15 protein-coding genes are annotated in these 15,168 nt (G+C 67.6%); 6 read left to right on the forward strand and 9 right to left on the reverse strand.

Annotated elements, in window-relative coordinates:
* Positions 1-17: 17 nt before the first annotated feature.
* On the forward strand, positions 18-512 hold the full coding sequence (locus tag KHB019_RS13910; RefSeq protein WP_230103797.1) for a hypothetical protein: 495 nt from the start codon (positions 18-20) through the stop codon (positions 510-512).
* A 27-nt stretch (positions 513-539) separates the two neighbouring features.
* Here KHB019_RS13910 and cydC read toward each other — a convergent pair whose 3' ends face one another.
* From cydC to KHB019_RS13935, 5 genes are read right to left on the reverse strand one after another with little or no spacing between them, the layout of a single operon-like run.
* Positions 540-2,198, reverse strand: a complete 1,659-nt coding sequence (gene cydC / locus KHB019_RS13915; protein WP_337459239.1) for a thiol reductant ABC exporter subunit CydC — start codon at positions 2,196-2,198, stop codon at positions 540-542.
* Between the two features lie 4 nt (positions 2,199-2,202).
* On the reverse strand, positions 2,203-3,849 hold the full coding sequence (cydD, locus tag KHB019_RS13920; RefSeq protein WP_337459240.1) for a thiol reductant ABC exporter subunit CydD: 1,647 nt from the start codon (positions 3,847-3,849) through the stop codon (positions 2,203-2,205).
* Positions 3,846-4,871 carry a cytochrome d ubiquinol oxidase subunit II gene (gene cydB / locus KHB019_RS13925; RefSeq protein ID WP_230103851.1) on the reverse strand — a complete coding sequence of 342 codons (1,026 nt, stop codon included), beginning with the start codon at positions 4,869-4,871 and terminating at the stop codon, positions 3,846-3,848. Before cydB ends, cydD begins: the two co-directional genes overlap by 4 nt.
* A 29-nt stretch (positions 4,872-4,900) precedes the next feature.
* Positions 4,901-6,316: a cytochrome ubiquinol oxidase subunit I gene (locus KHB019_RS13930; protein WP_325472192.1), complete on the reverse strand. Its 1,416-nt coding sequence runs from the start codon at positions 6,314-6,316 to the stop codon at positions 4,901-4,903.
* Between the two features lie 27 nt (positions 6,317-6,343).
* Positions 6,344-6,979: a helix-turn-helix transcriptional regulator gene (locus KHB019_RS13935; protein ID WP_337459241.1), complete on the reverse strand. Its 636-nt coding sequence runs from the start codon at positions 6,977-6,979 to the stop codon at positions 6,344-6,346.
* A 100-nt stretch (positions 6,980-7,079) separates the two neighbouring features.
* Here KHB019_RS13935 and radA point away from each other — a divergent pair, with 100 nt between their 5' ends.
* Positions 7,080-8,456 (forward strand): DNA repair protein RadA, encoded by a 1,377-nt coding sequence (radA, locus tag KHB019_RS13940; RefSeq protein ID WP_337459242.1) that lies wholly within the window; start codon positions 7,080-7,082, stop codon positions 8,454-8,456.
* Positions 8,457-8,549: 93 nt separating this feature from the next.
* On the opposite strand, the gene KHB019_RS13945 is transcribed toward radA, so the two are convergent.
* From KHB019_RS13945 to KHB019_RS13960, 4 genes are all read right to left on the reverse strand, one after another.
* On the reverse strand, positions 8,550-8,951 hold the full coding sequence (locus KHB019_RS13945) for a dehydrogenase (RefSeq protein ID WP_337459243.1): 402 nt from the start codon (positions 8,949-8,951) through the stop codon (positions 8,550-8,552).
* Positions 8,952-9,129: 178 nt separating this feature from the next.
* Positions 9,130-9,789: a hypothetical protein gene (locus KHB019_RS13950; RefSeq protein WP_337459244.1), complete on the reverse strand. Its 660-nt coding sequence runs from the start codon at positions 9,787-9,789 to the stop codon at positions 9,130-9,132.
* Positions 9,786-10,286 carry an amino-acid N-acetyltransferase gene (locus KHB019_RS13955; RefSeq protein ID WP_337459245.1) on the reverse strand — a complete coding sequence of 167 codons (501 nt, stop codon included), beginning with the start codon at positions 10,284-10,286 and terminating at the stop codon, positions 9,786-9,788. The genes KHB019_RS13950 and KHB019_RS13955 overlap by 4 nt, the downstream gene beginning before the upstream one ends.
* 195 nt (positions 10,287-10,481) lie before the next feature.
* The gene (locus KHB019_RS13960) at positions 10,482-13,013 is read right to left on the reverse strand and encodes an ATP-dependent Clp protease ATP-binding subunit (protein WP_337459246.1); all 2,532 of its coding nucleotides are present in this window, start codon (positions 13,011-13,013) and stop codon (positions 10,482-10,484) included.
* A 173-nt stretch (positions 13,014-13,186) separates the two neighbouring features.
* Here KHB019_RS13960 and KHB019_RS13965 point away from each other — a divergent pair, with 173 nt between their 5' ends.
* From KHB019_RS13965 to KHB019_RS13980, 4 genes are read left to right on the forward strand one after another with little or no spacing between them, the layout of a single operon-like run.
* On the forward strand, positions 13,187-13,948 hold the full coding sequence (locus tag KHB019_RS13965; protein ID WP_325472196.1) for a hypothetical protein: 762 nt from the start codon (positions 13,187-13,189) through the stop codon (positions 13,946-13,948).
* Positions 13,948-14,682, forward strand: coding sequence for a hypothetical protein (locus tag KHB019_RS13970; RefSeq protein WP_325472197.1), 735 nt, complete (start codon positions 13,948-13,950; stop codon positions 14,680-14,682). Before KHB019_RS13965 ends, KHB019_RS13970 begins: the two co-directional genes overlap by 1 nt.
* Positions 14,679-14,930 carry a helix-turn-helix domain-containing protein gene (locus KHB019_RS13975; protein ID WP_230103809.1) on the forward strand — a complete coding sequence of 84 codons (252 nt, stop codon included), beginning with the start codon at positions 14,679-14,681 and terminating at the stop codon, positions 14,928-14,930. Before KHB019_RS13970 ends, KHB019_RS13975 begins: the two co-directional genes overlap by 4 nt.
* Positions 14,930-15,145 carry a hypothetical protein gene (locus tag KHB019_RS13980; protein WP_325472198.1) on the forward strand — a complete coding sequence of 72 codons (216 nt, stop codon included), beginning with the start codon at positions 14,930-14,932 and terminating at the stop codon, positions 15,143-15,145. The genes KHB019_RS13975 and KHB019_RS13980 overlap by 1 nt, the downstream gene beginning before the upstream one ends.
* Positions 15,146-15,168: the final 23 nt, after the last annotated feature.

Below are 15,168 nucleotides of genomic sequence, written 5' to 3' on the forward strand. Positions count from 1 at the left end.
TCCCCTACGATGAGGCCATGACCCGCATCCGAACCGTCGCCCTCGTCCCTGCCGCTCTGCTGCTTCTCGTCGGCGGATCGCTCGCGGGGTGCGCACCGGAGCCCTCGCCGACGCCGACCGCGGAGCAGACCACCTCGACACCGACTCCGACGGCGACCACCGGCCGCACGTCCACGCCGACACCCATGACGTCCACGCAGCCCTCCGCTCCGCCGGCGGCATTCACCACGGATGAACTGGTGCAGATCTGTATCGACGTGACCACGTCGGCATACGACACCGATGTCGTATTCGAGCCCGCCGGGGCGCGCATCGAGAAGCGCACCGTGACGCCCGAATGGCTGGTGCTCGTGCCGGCCAAGACCAACGGCTACGACGCGGAATCCGTCTGTACGATCGGCGGGTCGCCGTCCGATCCCGACGTCGAGCTGTCATCAGCATCCGTCCAGCCGCTGCCGGAGGAGCAGATCCAGAGGCTCATCCGCGGGGAGAACGAGGGCGGAACGGAGTAACGAACCACCTGGCGGACGCGCGTCCGCTCAGACCGTGCGCCCCGCCTCGATCCGGACGACGCGGTCGACCGTCCCCTCCGGCGGCGCGACGTGCGAGATGAGCAGCACCGACTGCTCTCCCGCGGCACCCAGCAGATCGCGCAGCAGCGCGTCGGACGCCTCGGGGTCGACGCCGGCCGTCGGCTCGTCGAGCACGAGCACCGGGAAGCCCCGCAGCAGCGCCCTCGCCAGCGCTATGCGCTGCGCCTGACCGCCGGAGACCAGGGCCCCGCGGTCACCCACTCGGGCGTCGAGCCCGCCGCGTTCGCGCACCCATCCGCCGAGGCCCACGCGTTCGAGCACGGCCATCAACTCGTCGTCGCTCGCCGTGTCGCGCGCGAACAGCAGGTTCTGCCGGATGTCCTCGTCGAAGAGCTGCGGATGCTGCTCGCACAGCCCGATCGTGCGCCGGAGCGCCGGGCCGCTGAGGGTCGCAGCATCCGTCCCGCCGATCGTGAACTCCCCTTCGCTTCGGAGGAATCCGACGAGCACCGAAGCGAGTGAGCTCTTGCCTGCGCCGCTGGGGCCGGAGACGAGCACGCGCTCCCCCGGTGCGACATCCAGCGTGACGTCGCGCAGCGCGGGCGCGCCGCCGGGCCACGTCGCACGCACGTCGCGCAGGTGCAGGGCCGTGCCGGACGGCGCCTCTTCGGCGCCGTCATCCGGTCGGAGTTCGTCGGGAACAGATGCGGGCAGCACGTCGACGACCCGCTGCGCACTGGCGCGAACGCTCCGCCAGGACGCCGCGGCGACCGGCACGGCGCCGAAGACCTCGAACACGACCATCGGCACGAGTACGACCACAGCGAGCCATGGGCCGTCGATCGCGCCCGTGTCCAGTCCTGGGGATGCCGCCGCCACCGCCCACGCCGACGCGACTCCCGCGAGCACGGAGACGACGCCGGCAGCGATCGCCTGTGAGACCGAGGCTCGCGTCACGGTGCGGCGGACCGCGGCATCGGCACGCTCGATGCGCGCACGTGCCGCCGGTTCGGCGCCGTACGCGAGCAGGACGTCGAGGCTGCCGAAGTAGTCGACGAGGGATGCCGAGAGCTCGGCCCTGTCGTGCGAGACCCGAGCTTCTGCGCGAGCGCCGAACACCCACCCGAGCCCGATCGCCAAAGCGGCAGCGACGATCAGGCAGATGGCAAGGGAGAGAGCAGCCGGCGGCGAGATGATCCCGACGAACACGATGGCTCCCACCGCGACGACACCCGCGACGGCGAGGGGCTGAACCACCCGCAGCGGAAGATTCTGCAGATTCTCGACGTCATCGACCAGGGCCGACAGCACCGCTCCGCGGTCGGTGCGGCCGAGGCCTGCCGGGGAGAGCGGGATGAGTCGGCGCACCATGTCGGAGCGGGTCGTCGCGAGCTGGCGCAGCGCGGCGTCGTGCCCGGAGAGGCGCTCGAGATAGCGGAACACGGCCCGTGAAACGGCGAAGAACCGGACGCCGACCACCGCGACCGACAGCGGAACGAGCGAGTCGACGATCGAGGCGCTGACGATCAGCCAGCCGCTGACTGCAAGCAGTGAAACGGCTGCGGTCGCCGAGAACACACCCCAGACGAGCCCGGGGAGGAACCGCCGCAGCGGCGGCTGCGCGAGGCGCAGGATGTCTCGGACGCGGGTGGACTGGACGTTCACGCGCTCACCCCGTCCCTGAATCTGTCGAAAGAGAGACGATCTCGTCGGCGATCTCGCGTGCCGTGCGACGGTGCGAGACCAGCAGGATCGTGGCTCCGGCATCCGCCCGCTGACGCAGCGTCGCCCACAGGCGCGCCTCGGTGCCGGCATCCAGCGCGCTCGACGGCTCGTCGAGCACGAGCACGCGCCGCGGATCTTGGGAATGGCGGTACAGGGCGCGGGCGACGGCGACCCGCTGCGCCTGACCGCCGGAGAGTCCGCTCCCCTGAACGCCGAGCTCATGCTCCGGGTCGAGGTCCTCGGCGCACGCGGCATCCAATGCGCGGCGGATGCCGGCGGCGTCTGCCTCGGCGCCGAGTGAGACGTTCGCCGCGATCGTGCCGCGGATCAGGCCAGGAGCCTGGCCGGCCCAGGCGAGCCAGTCGAGGGTGAGCCGGCCGGTATCCGTGTCGCCGAGCGTCGCCGCGCCCTCGAACGCGACCGCACCCCGCAACGCGGCGATGAGACTGGACTTTCCGGAGCCGCTCGGGCCCTCGATCAGGGTGATCGTGCCGGGTTCGGCCGTGAATGAGGCCGGCGGGAGGTCGCGGACGCGGAGGTTCTCGACGCATAACTCAGGAGAAACTGCCTCGGGCGAGCGACCGTGAGCCGAGAAAACAACGTTCTGAGGAAAAACTCCGGAGTTGTGCGGGGTGGCCCGTGCAGCTGTCGCCTCATCCAGCACGCCGAACACGTCCTCCGTCGCCGCTACACCTTCTGACGCGGCGTGGAACTGCACTCCGACCTGACGGATCGGCAAGAACGCCTCGGGCGCCAGCAGCAGCACGAACAGCCCGACCTCGAGCGACATGTCCCCCGCAAGCAGCCGGAACCCCACCGCCACCGCGATCAGCGCGACGGCTAGCGACGAGAGCAACTCCATCGCGAAGCCCGACAGGAATGAGAACCGCAGCACCTTCATCGTCTCGCGCCGGTACTGATCAGCGGTCGCCTCGATCTGTGTCGCGGCGCGACGCTCGCGCCCGAACAGCCGCAGCGTCGCCAGCCCCTGCACGGTGTCGGCGAAACGTGCGGCCAGATGCTGCAGCGTCTGCCATTGCTTGCGCTGCACGGTGCGCGTGGCCATGCCGATGAGGATCATGAAGATCGGGATCAGCGGCAGGGTTATGATCGCGGTCAGTCCGCTCGGCCAGTCCTGCCACCACATGACGATGACGATCACGGGCGTCGCGATCACCGTGAGCACCAACTGGGGCAGGTACTTCGCGAAGTACTGATCGAGCGCCTCGAGTCCGTGCCCCGCGGTCACCGCGAGGGATGCCTGGTTGCGCGATGCGAGCCATCCGGGGCCGAGCCGCCGGACAGCGAGGATCAGCGCCCGACGCAGTTGCGTCCCCGTCGCAGCCGCCGCTCGCATCCCCGCGAAATCGGATGCCGCGATGAGCGCGCCGCGCAGCAGCGCGAGTGCCAGCATCCACACCAGCGAAAGGACCACAGAGCGCCCCGCGAGCGCGCCGGTCACGGCATCCGTCAGGAACCAGGCGAACGCGATCACGACCGCCGTCTGCAGAACACCGATCGCCGCTGCGAGAACGAAGAATCCTCGCGCGGCGCCGGCGTACTTCAGAAGGCGCGGGTCGACGGGTTTCACGCGTGGACCGGCGCCCCCTCGATCGAGGCACGGGTGACGCGTTTGCGGAAGATCCAGTACGTCCACCCCTGATACAGCATGACCAGCGGCAGAGCGACCAGCGCCGTCCACGACATGATCGTCAGCGTGTACTGCGTGCTCGAGGCGTTCGCGATCGTGAGGCTGAACGCCGGATCGATCGTCGACGGCAGCACGTTCGGGAACAGCGCGGCGAACAGCGTGACCACGGCGAACAGCGTCGTGGCCGCGCCGAACGTGAACGCCCAGCCCTCGCGACCTCGGAGGTTCGCCCCGATGGACAGCACCAGCGACACCGCGGCGAGCACGGCGAGCACGAGGACGGCGATCGAGAAGTGCGCGACGACCGTCCAGACGAGGAAGACGGCCGCGACCACGAGGGTCACGACTCCGGCGCGGAAGGCGAGGCGACGGGCATCCGACCGCAACTGCCCGTCGGTCTTGAGCGCGATGAACGTGGCGCCGTGCGTGAAGAAGAGGAGCAGCGTCGTGAGTCCGCCGAGCACCCCGTAGCCGTTGAACAGGTCGAACACGGTGCCGATGAAGACGTGGCGCTCGTCCAGTGCGACGCCCTGGACGATGTTGGCGAAGGCGACACCCCAGAGGAACGCCGGCGCGGCTGAGCCGATCACGATCATGCGGTCGAAGCCGGCCTTCCACTTCTCCGACTTGCCCTGGTGGCGGTACTCGAACGAGACGCCGCGCATGATGAGCGTGAGCAGGATGATCAGGAGTGCGAGGTAGAAGCCGCTGAACAGCGAGGCGTACCACTCGGGGAACGACGCGAACAGGCAGGCGCCGGCGACGATGAGCCATGTCTCGTTGAGGTCCCACACAGGGCCGATCGTGTTGATGATCTGCCGCCGTGTCACATCGTCGCGGTTCTTGCCGACGCCGCCGAGGAACGGCAGCGACATGCCGACGCCGAAGTCGAAGCCGTCGAGCACGAAGTAGCCGACGAACAGGAAGGCGATGATTCCGAACCACAGGGTTGGGAGATCCAGTGTTGCGAGATCCATGGTGTTCGCCTTTCTCAGTACACGACCGACGGCAGCTGGGCCGTCTCGTCTGCGGGCTTCTCGTCGGTGTCGGGCCCCTTCTGCGCGGCCTTCACGATCAGCCGGACCTCGACCACGGCGAGGGCGGCGTAGATCACGGTGAACGAGATCAGCGAGATGAGGACCTCGAGCCCCGAGGTGCCGGGCGAGACGCCGTCGCGGGTCGACATGAGGCCGAACACCAGCCACGGCTGGCGCCCCATCTCGGTGAAGACCCATCCGACGATGTTCGCGAGCAGAGCGAGGGGGAACGACCAGATCGCGATCTTCCACATCCACTTCGCCACCGGCCGCTTCGCGCCCTTGCGCGTGACCCACAGACCGACGAGGGCGATGAAAGCGTGCAGCATGCCCAGCCCGATCATCCAGCGGAACGCCCAGTACGTGATCCACAGCACCGGTGCGAAGTTGTCGATCCCGAGATCTGCGTATGTCGTGGCGTATTCGGCGTTCAGGTCGTTGATGCCGTGCACGCAGGCGTCGAGCGTGTGCGTCGACAGCAGCGACAGCAGGTAGGGGACGCGGATCGAGAACAGCTCGGACGAGCCGTCCGGTGTGCCGAGCGTGAACAGGCTGAAGGACGCATCGGCGCCGCAGACGGTGTTGAACGTCGCCTCCGCCGCGGCCATCTTCATCGGCTGCGCGGCGTACATGGCCAGCCCCAGCTGGTCACCGGTGAGCGCGACGCCGGCGGTGGAGACGAGCATGCCCCACAGGCCGAACTTCAGCGAGACGCGCATGGTGTCGAGGTGCTGCCCGCGGTAGATGTGCCAGGCGGAGACCGAGATGATGACCCCGGCCGCGAACATGAGCGCGCCGAAGATCGTGTGCGGGAACGCGGCGAGTGCGACCGGGTTCGTCAGCAGCGCCCAGAAGTCGACGAGCTCTGCGCGGTTCGTGACCGGGTTGTACTCGTAGCCGACCGGGTTCTGCATGAACGCGTTGGCGGCGATGATGAAGTACGCCGACAGGATGCTGCCGATCGCGACGAACCAGATGCTCATCAGGTGCAGCTTCTTCGGCAGCTTGTCCCAGCCGAAGATCCACACGCCGATGAACGTCGCCTCGAAGAAGAAGGCGAGCAGCCCCTCGAACGCGAGCGGTGCGCCGAACACGTCGCCGACGAAGCGGGAGTAGTCCGACCAGTTCATGCCGAACTGGAACTCCTGCACGATGCCGGTCACGACGCCCATGGCGAAGTTGATGAGGAAGATCTTGCCGAAGAAGCGCGTCAGGTGCAGGTAGTGGATCTTCGCAGTGCGCACCCACGCGGTCTGGAAGATCGCCGCCGCGAGCGCCATGCCGATCGTCAGCGGCACGAACAGGTAGTGGTAAACGGTCGTCAGACCGAACTGCCACCTGGCCAATGCAAGCGGATCCAGCCACTCCATCAGATGACTCCCTCTCTCAGACGGCGATCAGGCCGCGGTGTCCCTCAGCTGTACGGTGCTCGTCAACTGCACAGTGCACTCCTCAGGCAGCGCGGGGTCGCGCACGAAGCCGGCGGCGAGTGGGCCGCCCGCCTGCGTGAGCACCCCCTGCATGAGACCGAGATGCACCCGGCACAGCACAGGGCGGTCCTCGGGCCGGGCCGCGGCATGCGGGCACGGCGTGAGGTCGATCGTGAGCTTCCGGTCGTCGATGACGGGCTCGAATCCGCTTTCTTCGAGGTGCTCGACGAGGGCGTCGAGCTGATAGGTGGCCTGCCGGCCGAGATCGGATGCCGTGGCCGGCAGCGCACGACGCATGAGGTCGCCGCGGCGAGCCGCGGCCGTCACCTTGTCGCGGGCGACGGGACTGGATGCCTCGGGGGTGCCGGTGGCCGCGCTGTACAGCGTGCGGGGCCGTCCGCGCGTGGTGCGGTGCTCGGTCTCGACGATGACGTAGCCGCCTTCGACGAGACGCTGCAGGTGCTCGCGGATCGTGTTCTGATGGAGACCGGTCGCCTCGCACAGTTCGCCGATCGTGCGGCGGGATCGCGACTGCACCAGGTGCAGGATCTGCACCCGGGAGTAGGTCGAGATCGGGCCGCATGCGGGCCGGGCGGTAGCCATACTTCGATTATTGCTACCTCCTGGTCAGCTGTGGTTTTCGGGGCCGTGAATAATGCCTTTCGGTGATAGGGATGTCGGATCCCGTCGATAGCCTTGCTACATGGCAACTCGTCGTCCGGCTCCCGCCCCGTTCAAATGCTCCGAATGCGGGTGGACGACGTCGAAGTGGGTCGGCCGCTGCGGCGAGTGCCAGCAGTGGGGAACCGTCGAGGAGGCATCGGCCGTCGTGCCGCGTGTGAGCGCCGTCGCACCAGGCCTCGATCGAGCCGCCCGGCCGATCACGCAGGTGACGACCACGGACACGCCGCGCCGATCGAGCGGTGTCGGCGAGTTCGATCGAGTTCTCGGTGGCGGCATCGTGCCCGGCGCAGCGATCCTGCTCAGCGGCGAGCCCGGCGTCGGCAAGTCGACTCTGCTCCTCGAGGTGGCCGCTCAAGCGGCCCGCGGCGGGCGGCGGGTTCTCTATGCGAGCGCGGAGGAATCCCAGGCACAGGTGCGACTGCGGGCTGAGCGCACCGGTGCGCTGCACGACGAACTGTATCTGGCGAGCGAGACAGACCTGGCGACGATCCTCGGGCACATCGATGAGGTGAAGCCGCAGCTGGTGATCGTCGACTCGGTGCAGACCGTGTCGTCCTCGCTGTCCGACGGCGCGGCCGGCCAGCCGAGCCAGGTGCGCGAGGTGGCTGCGACCCTCATCCGCGTGGCGAAGGAACGGCATCTGCCGATCATCATCGTCGGTCACGTGACGAAGGACGGGCAGGTGGCCGGCCCTCGCATCCTCGAGCACCTCGTCGACGTCGTGTGCCATTTCGAGGGCGATCGACAGACGGCACTGCGGTTCATTCGCGCGCTGAAGAACAGGTTCGGGCCCACGGATGAGGTCGGATGCTTCGAGATGACCGGCGACGGCATCGCCGAGGTTCCCGACCCGTCGGGGCTGTTCCTCGGCCATGGTTCCACCGAGCCGGGCACGTGCGTGGCCATCGCGATGGAGGGGCGCAGAGCAATGCCCGTCGAGGTGCAGGCCCTGACCGTCGAGACCTCGGCGCCGAATCCGCGTCGCGTGGTGTCGGGGCTGGATTCTGCGCGTGTCGCGATGGTGCTGGCGATCCTCGAGAAGCGGGGACGCATCGCCACGTCCAAGCTCGACGTCTACGTCTCGACGGTGGGCGGGGTGCGCTTCACCGAGCCGGCCGCAGACCTGGCGATCGCGATCGCCGTGGCCGGTGCCATCACCGGGGTGTCGGTGCCGCGCACCACCGCCGCGGTGGGCGAGCTGTCGCTCGCGGGCGAGATCCGGCCAGTGACGCAGGCGGCTCAGCGTCGCAGTGAAGCGGCGAGGCTCGGCTACACACGCGTCGTCGACGAACGCTCCGAGAAGCTGGCGGATGCTCTGGACGCAGTGCGGATGCGCATCCCCCGGTCAGCGCCCGCCGCGCCTCGTCGTCACGAGGATGCCATCCCCCCGTTCTGAGTGCGCACGGCTTCCCCGCCGCCGGACGTTGAGCGGAGCGGCCGACGGCCGCGCAGATGAAACGGGTTGAGCGAGCGCAGCGAGTCGAACCCGCTACCCCAACGCCTTCAGCAGCTCATCGGGCGACGCCTGCATCGGGTGGGGGCCTGCGATGTCGAGGAACACGGTCGTGATCGTCTCACCGTGCTGGGTGAGGAACTGCCGCAGCCACTCCGGCGAGTAGATCCCGACGCCCGGTGGCAGATTCGCCGGCTTGTTCTTCGCGTCGCTGAACAGCAGCAGGGCGACGTCCCCCGTGTTCGGGTCGCGGAACGTCCAGACCTCGCCCCCGTCGAGCGGGTTGTCCCGGACACCGGCGCGCAGCAGCGGGACGACGGTGTTGCCGTGGCGCAGTGCCAGTGCGACCGCCGCTACGTCCTGCTTCTCGAGCGCCTGAGCGAGCGCTTCAGAGCGGAATTCCTCTGGACGGGGCTTGGGGGACTTCTTCGCTGCCATGTCTTCAAGCATAAAGTGGGGCCCTTTCGGGCCATCCATTGGGGATTGGACGACTCGAAAGGGCCCTCGGACTCTCGATCCGCGAAATGTCGAAGCGCTGGGGACGCTGAATACGACGCCACTGGGGATGGTCTTCGCCGATGTATGCCGAGAGTCGATCAATCCTAACCCAGATGGATCAGTAGAGCAGGATCTGTCGCGTATTCACGGCATCGAACCCGCCAATCGACACCGCAACGTGATACGAAGCTCCGCCACCGGGGGCTCGCGGCCGGTTCTTCTCTTCGCAGGTGGAGGTGCTGGAGCGGGTGCGATCCCAGGTGATCGGCTCAGCGCTCGTGGCCTCCTGGCCCGCTTTCAGCGTCACGACCATGCTGCTCGGATTCTCCTGGCAGTCAGTCGAACGCCACCACACGTCGTCACCGCTGGAAACCGTGAACACCTGCGTCGCGGAGCCGACATCGATCGTGCAGTCGGCCGAGCTGCTGTTCTTCAGCGAGATCGAGAGTCTGGGGTTCGTGCCCGCTTGGTAGCTCTCCGCGTCGGTGACCGCTTCGATCACGACGTCGGCCGAGCGACAAGGGGCCGCCCCCGCCGCGGTTTCAGTGGGCTCGGGGCCGGGCGTGTCAGTGGTAGCCGTCGGTGCCGGGGTCTCGGAGTCGGAGGCAGTCGGACTCGCCGACGGCGTCTTGGCCGGATCAGGGTCGCCGCTCGCGGCGTCTGCCCATGGCTGGGCGATGATGAGCCATACGGCGACGGCGATCGCCACGAGCAGCAACAGGATCCCGCTGAAGAAGAAGAGTCGTCTGCGCCGGTAGACGGCTTTGCTCGGGGTCATGCGATGTTCTTCAGCATCCGGGTGTTGCCGAGGGTGTTCGGCTTCACGTGGGCGAGGTCGAGGAACTCGGCGACGCCCTCATCCGGGCTGCGCAGCAGCTGCGAGTACACGTCGGGGTCGACGACCTGCTCACCGATCTGCGAGAAGCCTCGCCTGGTGAAGAAGTCCACCTCGAACGTCAGGCAGAACAGCCGGGTCAGCCCCAGTTCATGGGCGCGCGACTCGAGAGCCTCGACGATCGCGCGGCCGACTCCGTGGCGCAGCCAGTCGTCGCGCACGATGAGGGTGCGGATCTCGCCGAGGTCCTCCCACATGACGTGCAGCGCGCCGCATCCGATGAGCTGGCCGTCCTTCTCGGCGACGACGAACTCCTGCACGGCGCCGTAGAGCACCGCCAGGTCTTTGCCGAGGAGGATCCGACGCTCGACCAGGGGCGCCAGCAGATGATGGATGCCGAGGATGTCGGCGCTGCGCGCTGGGCGGACGGTATAGCTCACGCTTCCAGCCTAGAACTCGCCGCCGCGAGACCCTGTGCGCCGCGTCGATGGAGCACAGCTTCGGATGCCAGGAACGACGCGCCGTGTGACAGCGGGAATCCGCGGCGTGTCGCGCCTCGGGTCCGCAGTTGTGCCCCGGCACGGGCACACGAGAGGGGGCGGATGCCGAAGCATCCGCCCCCTCTCGTCAATGCGTCACTCGCCCGACGCTGCCGCCAGGTCGGGTGTCGCGGTGATCGCGCCGCCGTTGGTGTTCACACCCACGGACACCTTCTCGCCGCGCGGACCGGTCTCGAACAGGAACTGTCCGTTCGCGGCATCCACCTTCACGTGGTCGCCGGGGTTCAGCTCGCCGTGCAGGATCTTCTCCGACAGCTGGTCCTCGATCTCGCGCTGCATCGCACGGCGCAGCGGCCTGGCGCCGAGCGCCGGGTCGAAGCCGATCTCGATGAGCCGCTCCTTGGCCGCCTGAGTCAGCTCCACCGTCATGTCGCGGTCGAGCAGACGGTCGCCGAGGCGCTTCACGAACAGATCGACGATCTGGACGAGCTCGTCCTTCGACAGCTGCGGGAAGACGATGACGTCGTCGACGCGGTTGAGGAACTCGGGCTTGAAGTGGCGCTTCAGCTCTTCGTCGACCTTGCCCTTCATCCGCTCGTAGCTGGTCTGGGCGTTGCCCTCGATCTGGAAGCCGACGGGGCCGCCGGCGATCGCGGACGAACCGAGGTTCGTGGTCATGATGATGACCGTGTTCTTGAAGTCCACGACGCGACCCTGGCCGTCGGTGAGGCGACCCTCTTCGAGGATCTGCAGCAGCGAGTTGAAGATGTCGGGGTGTGCCTTCTCGATCTCGTCGAACAGCACGACCGAGAACGGCTTGCGGCGCACCTTCTCCGTCAGCTGACCACCCTCTTCGAATCCGACGAATCCGGGAGGGGCGCCGAACAGACGCGAGACGGTGTGCTTCTCGCCGAACTCGCTCATGTCGAGCGAGATGAGCGCGGCTTCGTCGTCGAACAGGAACTCGGCGAGCGCCTTGGCGAGCTCGGTCTTTCCGACACCGGTCGGGCCGGCGAAGATGAACGAGCCGGAGGGACGCTTCGGGTCCTTCAGACCGGCGCGCTGACGACGAATCGTGCGGGACAGGGCGGCGATCGCCTCTTCCTGACCGACGACGCGCTGGTGCAGTGCCTTCTCCATGAAGACGAGTCGGCTGGACTCCTCTTCGGTGAGCTTGAACACCGGGATGCCGGTGGCCTGCGCGAGAACCTCGGCGATCAGGCCCTCGTCGACGACCGCGTGGGTGGCGACGTCGCCGCTTCTCCACTGCTTCTCCAGGCGCAGACGCTCGGCGAGGAGGCTCTTCTCCTCGTCGCGCAGGGCTGCGGCCTTCTCGAAGTCCTGCTCCTCGGAGGCCGCTTCCTTCTGCTCGCGGACCTTGGCGATCTTGTCGTCGAACTCGCGCAGCTCGGGCGGGCTGGACAGGATCGACAGGCGCAGGCGGGCCCCTGCCTCATCGATCAGGTCGATGGCCTTGTCAGGCAGGAAGCGGTCGGAGACGTAGCGGTCGGCGAGGTTCGCCGCTGCGACGAGAGCGCCGTCGGTGATCTGCACCTTGTGGTGCGCCTCGTAGCGGTCGCGCAGCCCCTTGAGGATGTTGATCGCGTGCGGGAGCGTCGGCTCGTTCACCTGCACCGGCTGGAAGCGGCGCTCGAGCGCGGCATCCTTCTCGAAGTGCTTGCGGTACTCGTCGAGCGTCGTGGCGCCGATCGTCTGCAGCTCGCCGCGTGCGAGGAGCGGCTTCAGGATGCTGGCGGCGTCGATCGCGCCCTCGGCGGCACCTGCACCGACAAGGGTGTGGATCTCGTCGATGAAGACGATGATGTCGCCGCGAGTGCGGATCTCCTTGGTGACCTTCTTGAGACGCTCTTCGAAGTCGCCGCGGTAGCGGGATCCGGCGATGAGCGAACCGAGGTCGAGCGAGTACAGCTGCTTGTCCTTCAGCGTCTCGGGAACGTCGCCCTTGACGATGGCCTGGGCGAGACCCTCGACGACGGCGGTCTTGCCGACGCCGGGCTCGCCGATCAGGACGGGATTGTTCTTGGAGCGGCGCGAGAGGATCTGCATGACCCGCTCGGCCTCCTTCTCGCGGCCGATGACCGGGTCGAGCTTGTTGTCGCGCGCCGCCTGGGTGAGGTTGCGTCCGAACTGGTCGAGCACGGCCGATCCGCCCTGGGCGGCCTGCGCGTTGTCGTGCGCCTGCGCGCCGACGGCGGCCGGCTCGCGACCGGGGGCGCCGGAGAGCAGCTGGATGACCTGCTGGCGCACCTTGTTCAGGTCGGCGCCGAGCTTGACGAGTACCTGTGCGGCTACGCCCTCGCCCTCACGGATGAGGCCGAGCAGGATGTGCTCGGTGCCGATGTAGTTGTGGCCGAGCTGCAGGGCCTCGCGGAGACTGAGCTCGAGCACCTTCTTGGCGCGCGGGGTGAAGGGGATGTGGCCGGTCGGCTGCTGCTGACCCTGGCCGATGATGTCCTGCACCTGCTCGCGTACGGCGTCGAGGGAGATGCCGAGACTCTCGAGCGCCTTGGCTGCGACGCCCTCACCTTCGTGGATGAGGCCGAGCAGGATGTGCTCGGTGCCGATGTAGTTGTGGTTGAGCATCTTCGCCTCTTCTTGGGCGAGGACGACCACACGACGGGCTCGGTCCGTGAATCTCTCGAACATGTCAACTCCTTTGGGCACTCTCCGGTCCGGGAGTGCTTGGTTACGAGAGTAACTATCCGGTGCGCCGCTTGAGGCCGTGTTCGCCGTCGGCATACGTGGGGGTTGATCTTGTTATCGAGAGTCGTTATGTTAACGAACATCGATAACAACGAATGTCGATATGGAGGCTTCTGATGGGCATGTTCCTGTGGTTCGCCGCTGCCGCGCTCGTCGTCGCGCTGTGCATCGCGGTGATCGTCGTGTTCCTCCGTCCGAGTGCGCACAGACGCATGCTGCCGGATGGCGTCCCCTCGCTGGTTCGCGTGACTCTTGCCGTCGCGGTGCTGTGGGCGGGAATCGCGCTGGTCGGCGCGATCGTCACGACGATCACGACGCTGGTTCAGACGGCAGTGCCGATCACCGTCCCGACGCAGACCTACTGGCCGACGTTGCCCGACGGCGCGTTCGTGGAGGGGACGACGGCGACGCGAGAGGGCGGTGGGTTCGTGTCCGCCGACGTGGTCGTGAACGGTCTGAGCTTCGGGGCGCGCATCTGCTGGGCGATCGGCCAGGCACTGTGGTGGATCCTGCCGGGTGCGATCGCGAGCATGGTCGCTCTCGCCTGCTTCCAGTTGATCCGCGGGCGCGCCTTCGCTCCGGTCCTGGCGCAGGCGTCGATGGTGATCGCGGTCATCGTCAGCGCAGGCGGCGTCGCCGCTCAGGTGCTGTCGGACATCGCCGGGAGCATGGCGTCGGCAGAGCTGCTCTCGTATTCCGGCGGAGGCTATGAGGAGGTGGCCGGCGTGGAGGACGTGCTCGCCGCGTGGTGGCCGCAGGAGGCGTTCGTCGTGAACTTCCCATTCTGGCCGATCGCGGCAGGCCTCGCATTCGCTGCTCTCGCGGCGGTCCTGCGTCGCGGCGCGCATCTGCAGCGCGAGACGGAAGGGCTCGTCTGATGTGGTTCACGACTTCGCTGTACTACGCGTTCTTCCTCGTTCCGGTGATCGCGGCCGTCGTCATTCTGCGACGACGCAACCGCGTCGAGCCGCGCGACAGAGCACCGGGGATCATCTATCTGACGCAGTTGGTCGGTGTGGTGGCTGCAGGGTGGGGTGCGGTCGTAGCGATCAACCAGTCTGTGCTGGCTTTCCAGCCGTTGACGGCAGTGCACGCACTTGCTTCCGTCGCCCCCTTCCAACCGTGGGATGTTCGCGGCTTTCCCCGGGAATGGGACTCCCCTGAGACGTATCTGATGTTCGTCGACATCGATCAGGTGCGCGTAGCGGTGGCTCAGGCGGACGTCTGGGTCCGCTTACTCCAGGCCGTCGGGAACGTCCTGATGCAGGTCCCGACCATCACGATCGGTGTCTTCGTGGTGATTCTGTGCGGGCGGATCATTCACGGTGTGCCGTTCGCGGCAACTCTCGTGAAGCTGTCGTGGATCGGCGCGGGCGTGTTTGTGCTCACCGGATTCGCCGGACAACTGTTGTCGGGGCTCGCAGCGTTCCAGCTCGCGAACGTGGCGTTCGAGTTCGTCCGTGCAGAGCATCCTGTCGCGGAGTTGCCGACACCGATCTGGCCCGGGCCACTGGACTGGTGGCCGCTGTGGGGCGCGCTTGCCCTCGCCGTTCTCGCGGTGCTCATCCGTCACGGCGCGAGGCTGCAGAAGGACACGGAGGGGTTGGTATGACCCCGGCGGCTTCGGACGAGGAGGAGACCGGCATCCACTGCCGGCTCGATGAGCTGCTCGCCGAGCGGGGCATGACACTCACGGAACTGAGCGCGCGGGTGGGCGTCTCGATCGTTAATCTGTCGGTGCTGAAGAACGATCGGGCTCGGGCAATCCGGTACTCGACGCTTCGGGCGATCTGCGACGCGTTGCAGTGCGAAGTGGGCGAGCTGCTCGTGCTGGCACCGGCTTCTGGGACCGTGGACTGATGAGCACAGCACACGGGTTCGAATACGAGGTGCGCGGCGACACCGTGACCATCACGCACCACGGCCGCAAGGCGACTGTTCTTCGCGGCGCTCGCGCCGAAGAGTTCCTCCAAGACGTGAGCTCCGACCCGCAGGGCGCGATGGCTCGCTGGACGGGCAACTACAAGCGCGGGAACGAGCGCGCGGCCAAGCAGCATCCACGCAATTCGCGTTAGCCGCCACAAAAACATCACCCGGA

The organism is Microbacterium sp. KHB019 (genome assembly GCF_037285405.1).
Classification (GTDB): Bacteria; Actinomycetota; Actinomycetes; order Actinomycetales; family Microbacteriaceae; genus Microbacterium.

Bases quoted from the DNA above. Each gene is read 5' to 3' on its own strand.
- KHB019_RS13910 (WP_230103797.1), top strand. From the start codon at position 18: ATGACCCGCATCCGAACCGTCGCCCTCGTCCCTGCCGCTCTGCTGCTT.
- KHB019_RS13930 (WP_325472192.1), bottom strand. From the start codon at position 6,316: ATGGAGTGGCTGGATCCGCTTGCATTGGCCAGGTGGCAGTTCGGTCTG.
- KHB019_RS13935 (WP_337459241.1), bottom strand. From the start codon at position 6,979: ATGGCTACCGCCCGGCCCGCATGCGGCCCGATCTCGACCTACTCCCGG.
- radA (WP_337459242.1), top strand. From the start codon at position 7,080: ATGGCAACTCGTCGTCCGGCTCCCGCCCCGTTCAAATGCTCCGAATGC.
- KHB019_RS13945 (WP_337459243.1), bottom strand. From the start codon at position 8,951: ATGGCAGCGAAGAAGTCCCCCAAGCCCCGTCCAGAGGAATTCCGCTCT.
- KHB019_RS13950 (WP_337459244.1), bottom strand. From the start codon at position 9,789: ATGACCCCGAGCAAAGCCGTCTACCGGCGCAGACGACTCTTCTTCTTC.
- KHB019_RS13960 (WP_337459246.1), bottom strand. From the start codon at position 13,013: ATGTTCGAGAGATTCACGGACCGAGCCCGTCGTGTGGTCGTCCTCGCC.
- KHB019_RS13965 (WP_325472196.1), top strand. From the start codon at position 13,187: ATGGGCATGTTCCTGTGGTTCGCCGCTGCCGCGCTCGTCGTCGCGCTG.
- KHB019_RS13970 (WP_325472197.1), top strand. From the start codon at position 13,948: ATGTGGTTCACGACTTCGCTGTACTACGCGTTCTTCCTCGTTCCGGTG.
- KHB019_RS13975 (WP_230103809.1), top strand. From the start codon at position 14,679: ATGACCCCGGCGGCTTCGGACGAGGAGGAGACCGGCATCCACTGCCGG.
- KHB019_RS13980 (WP_325472198.1), top strand. From the start codon at position 14,930: ATGAGCACAGCACACGGGTTCGAATACGAGGTGCGCGGCGACACCGTG.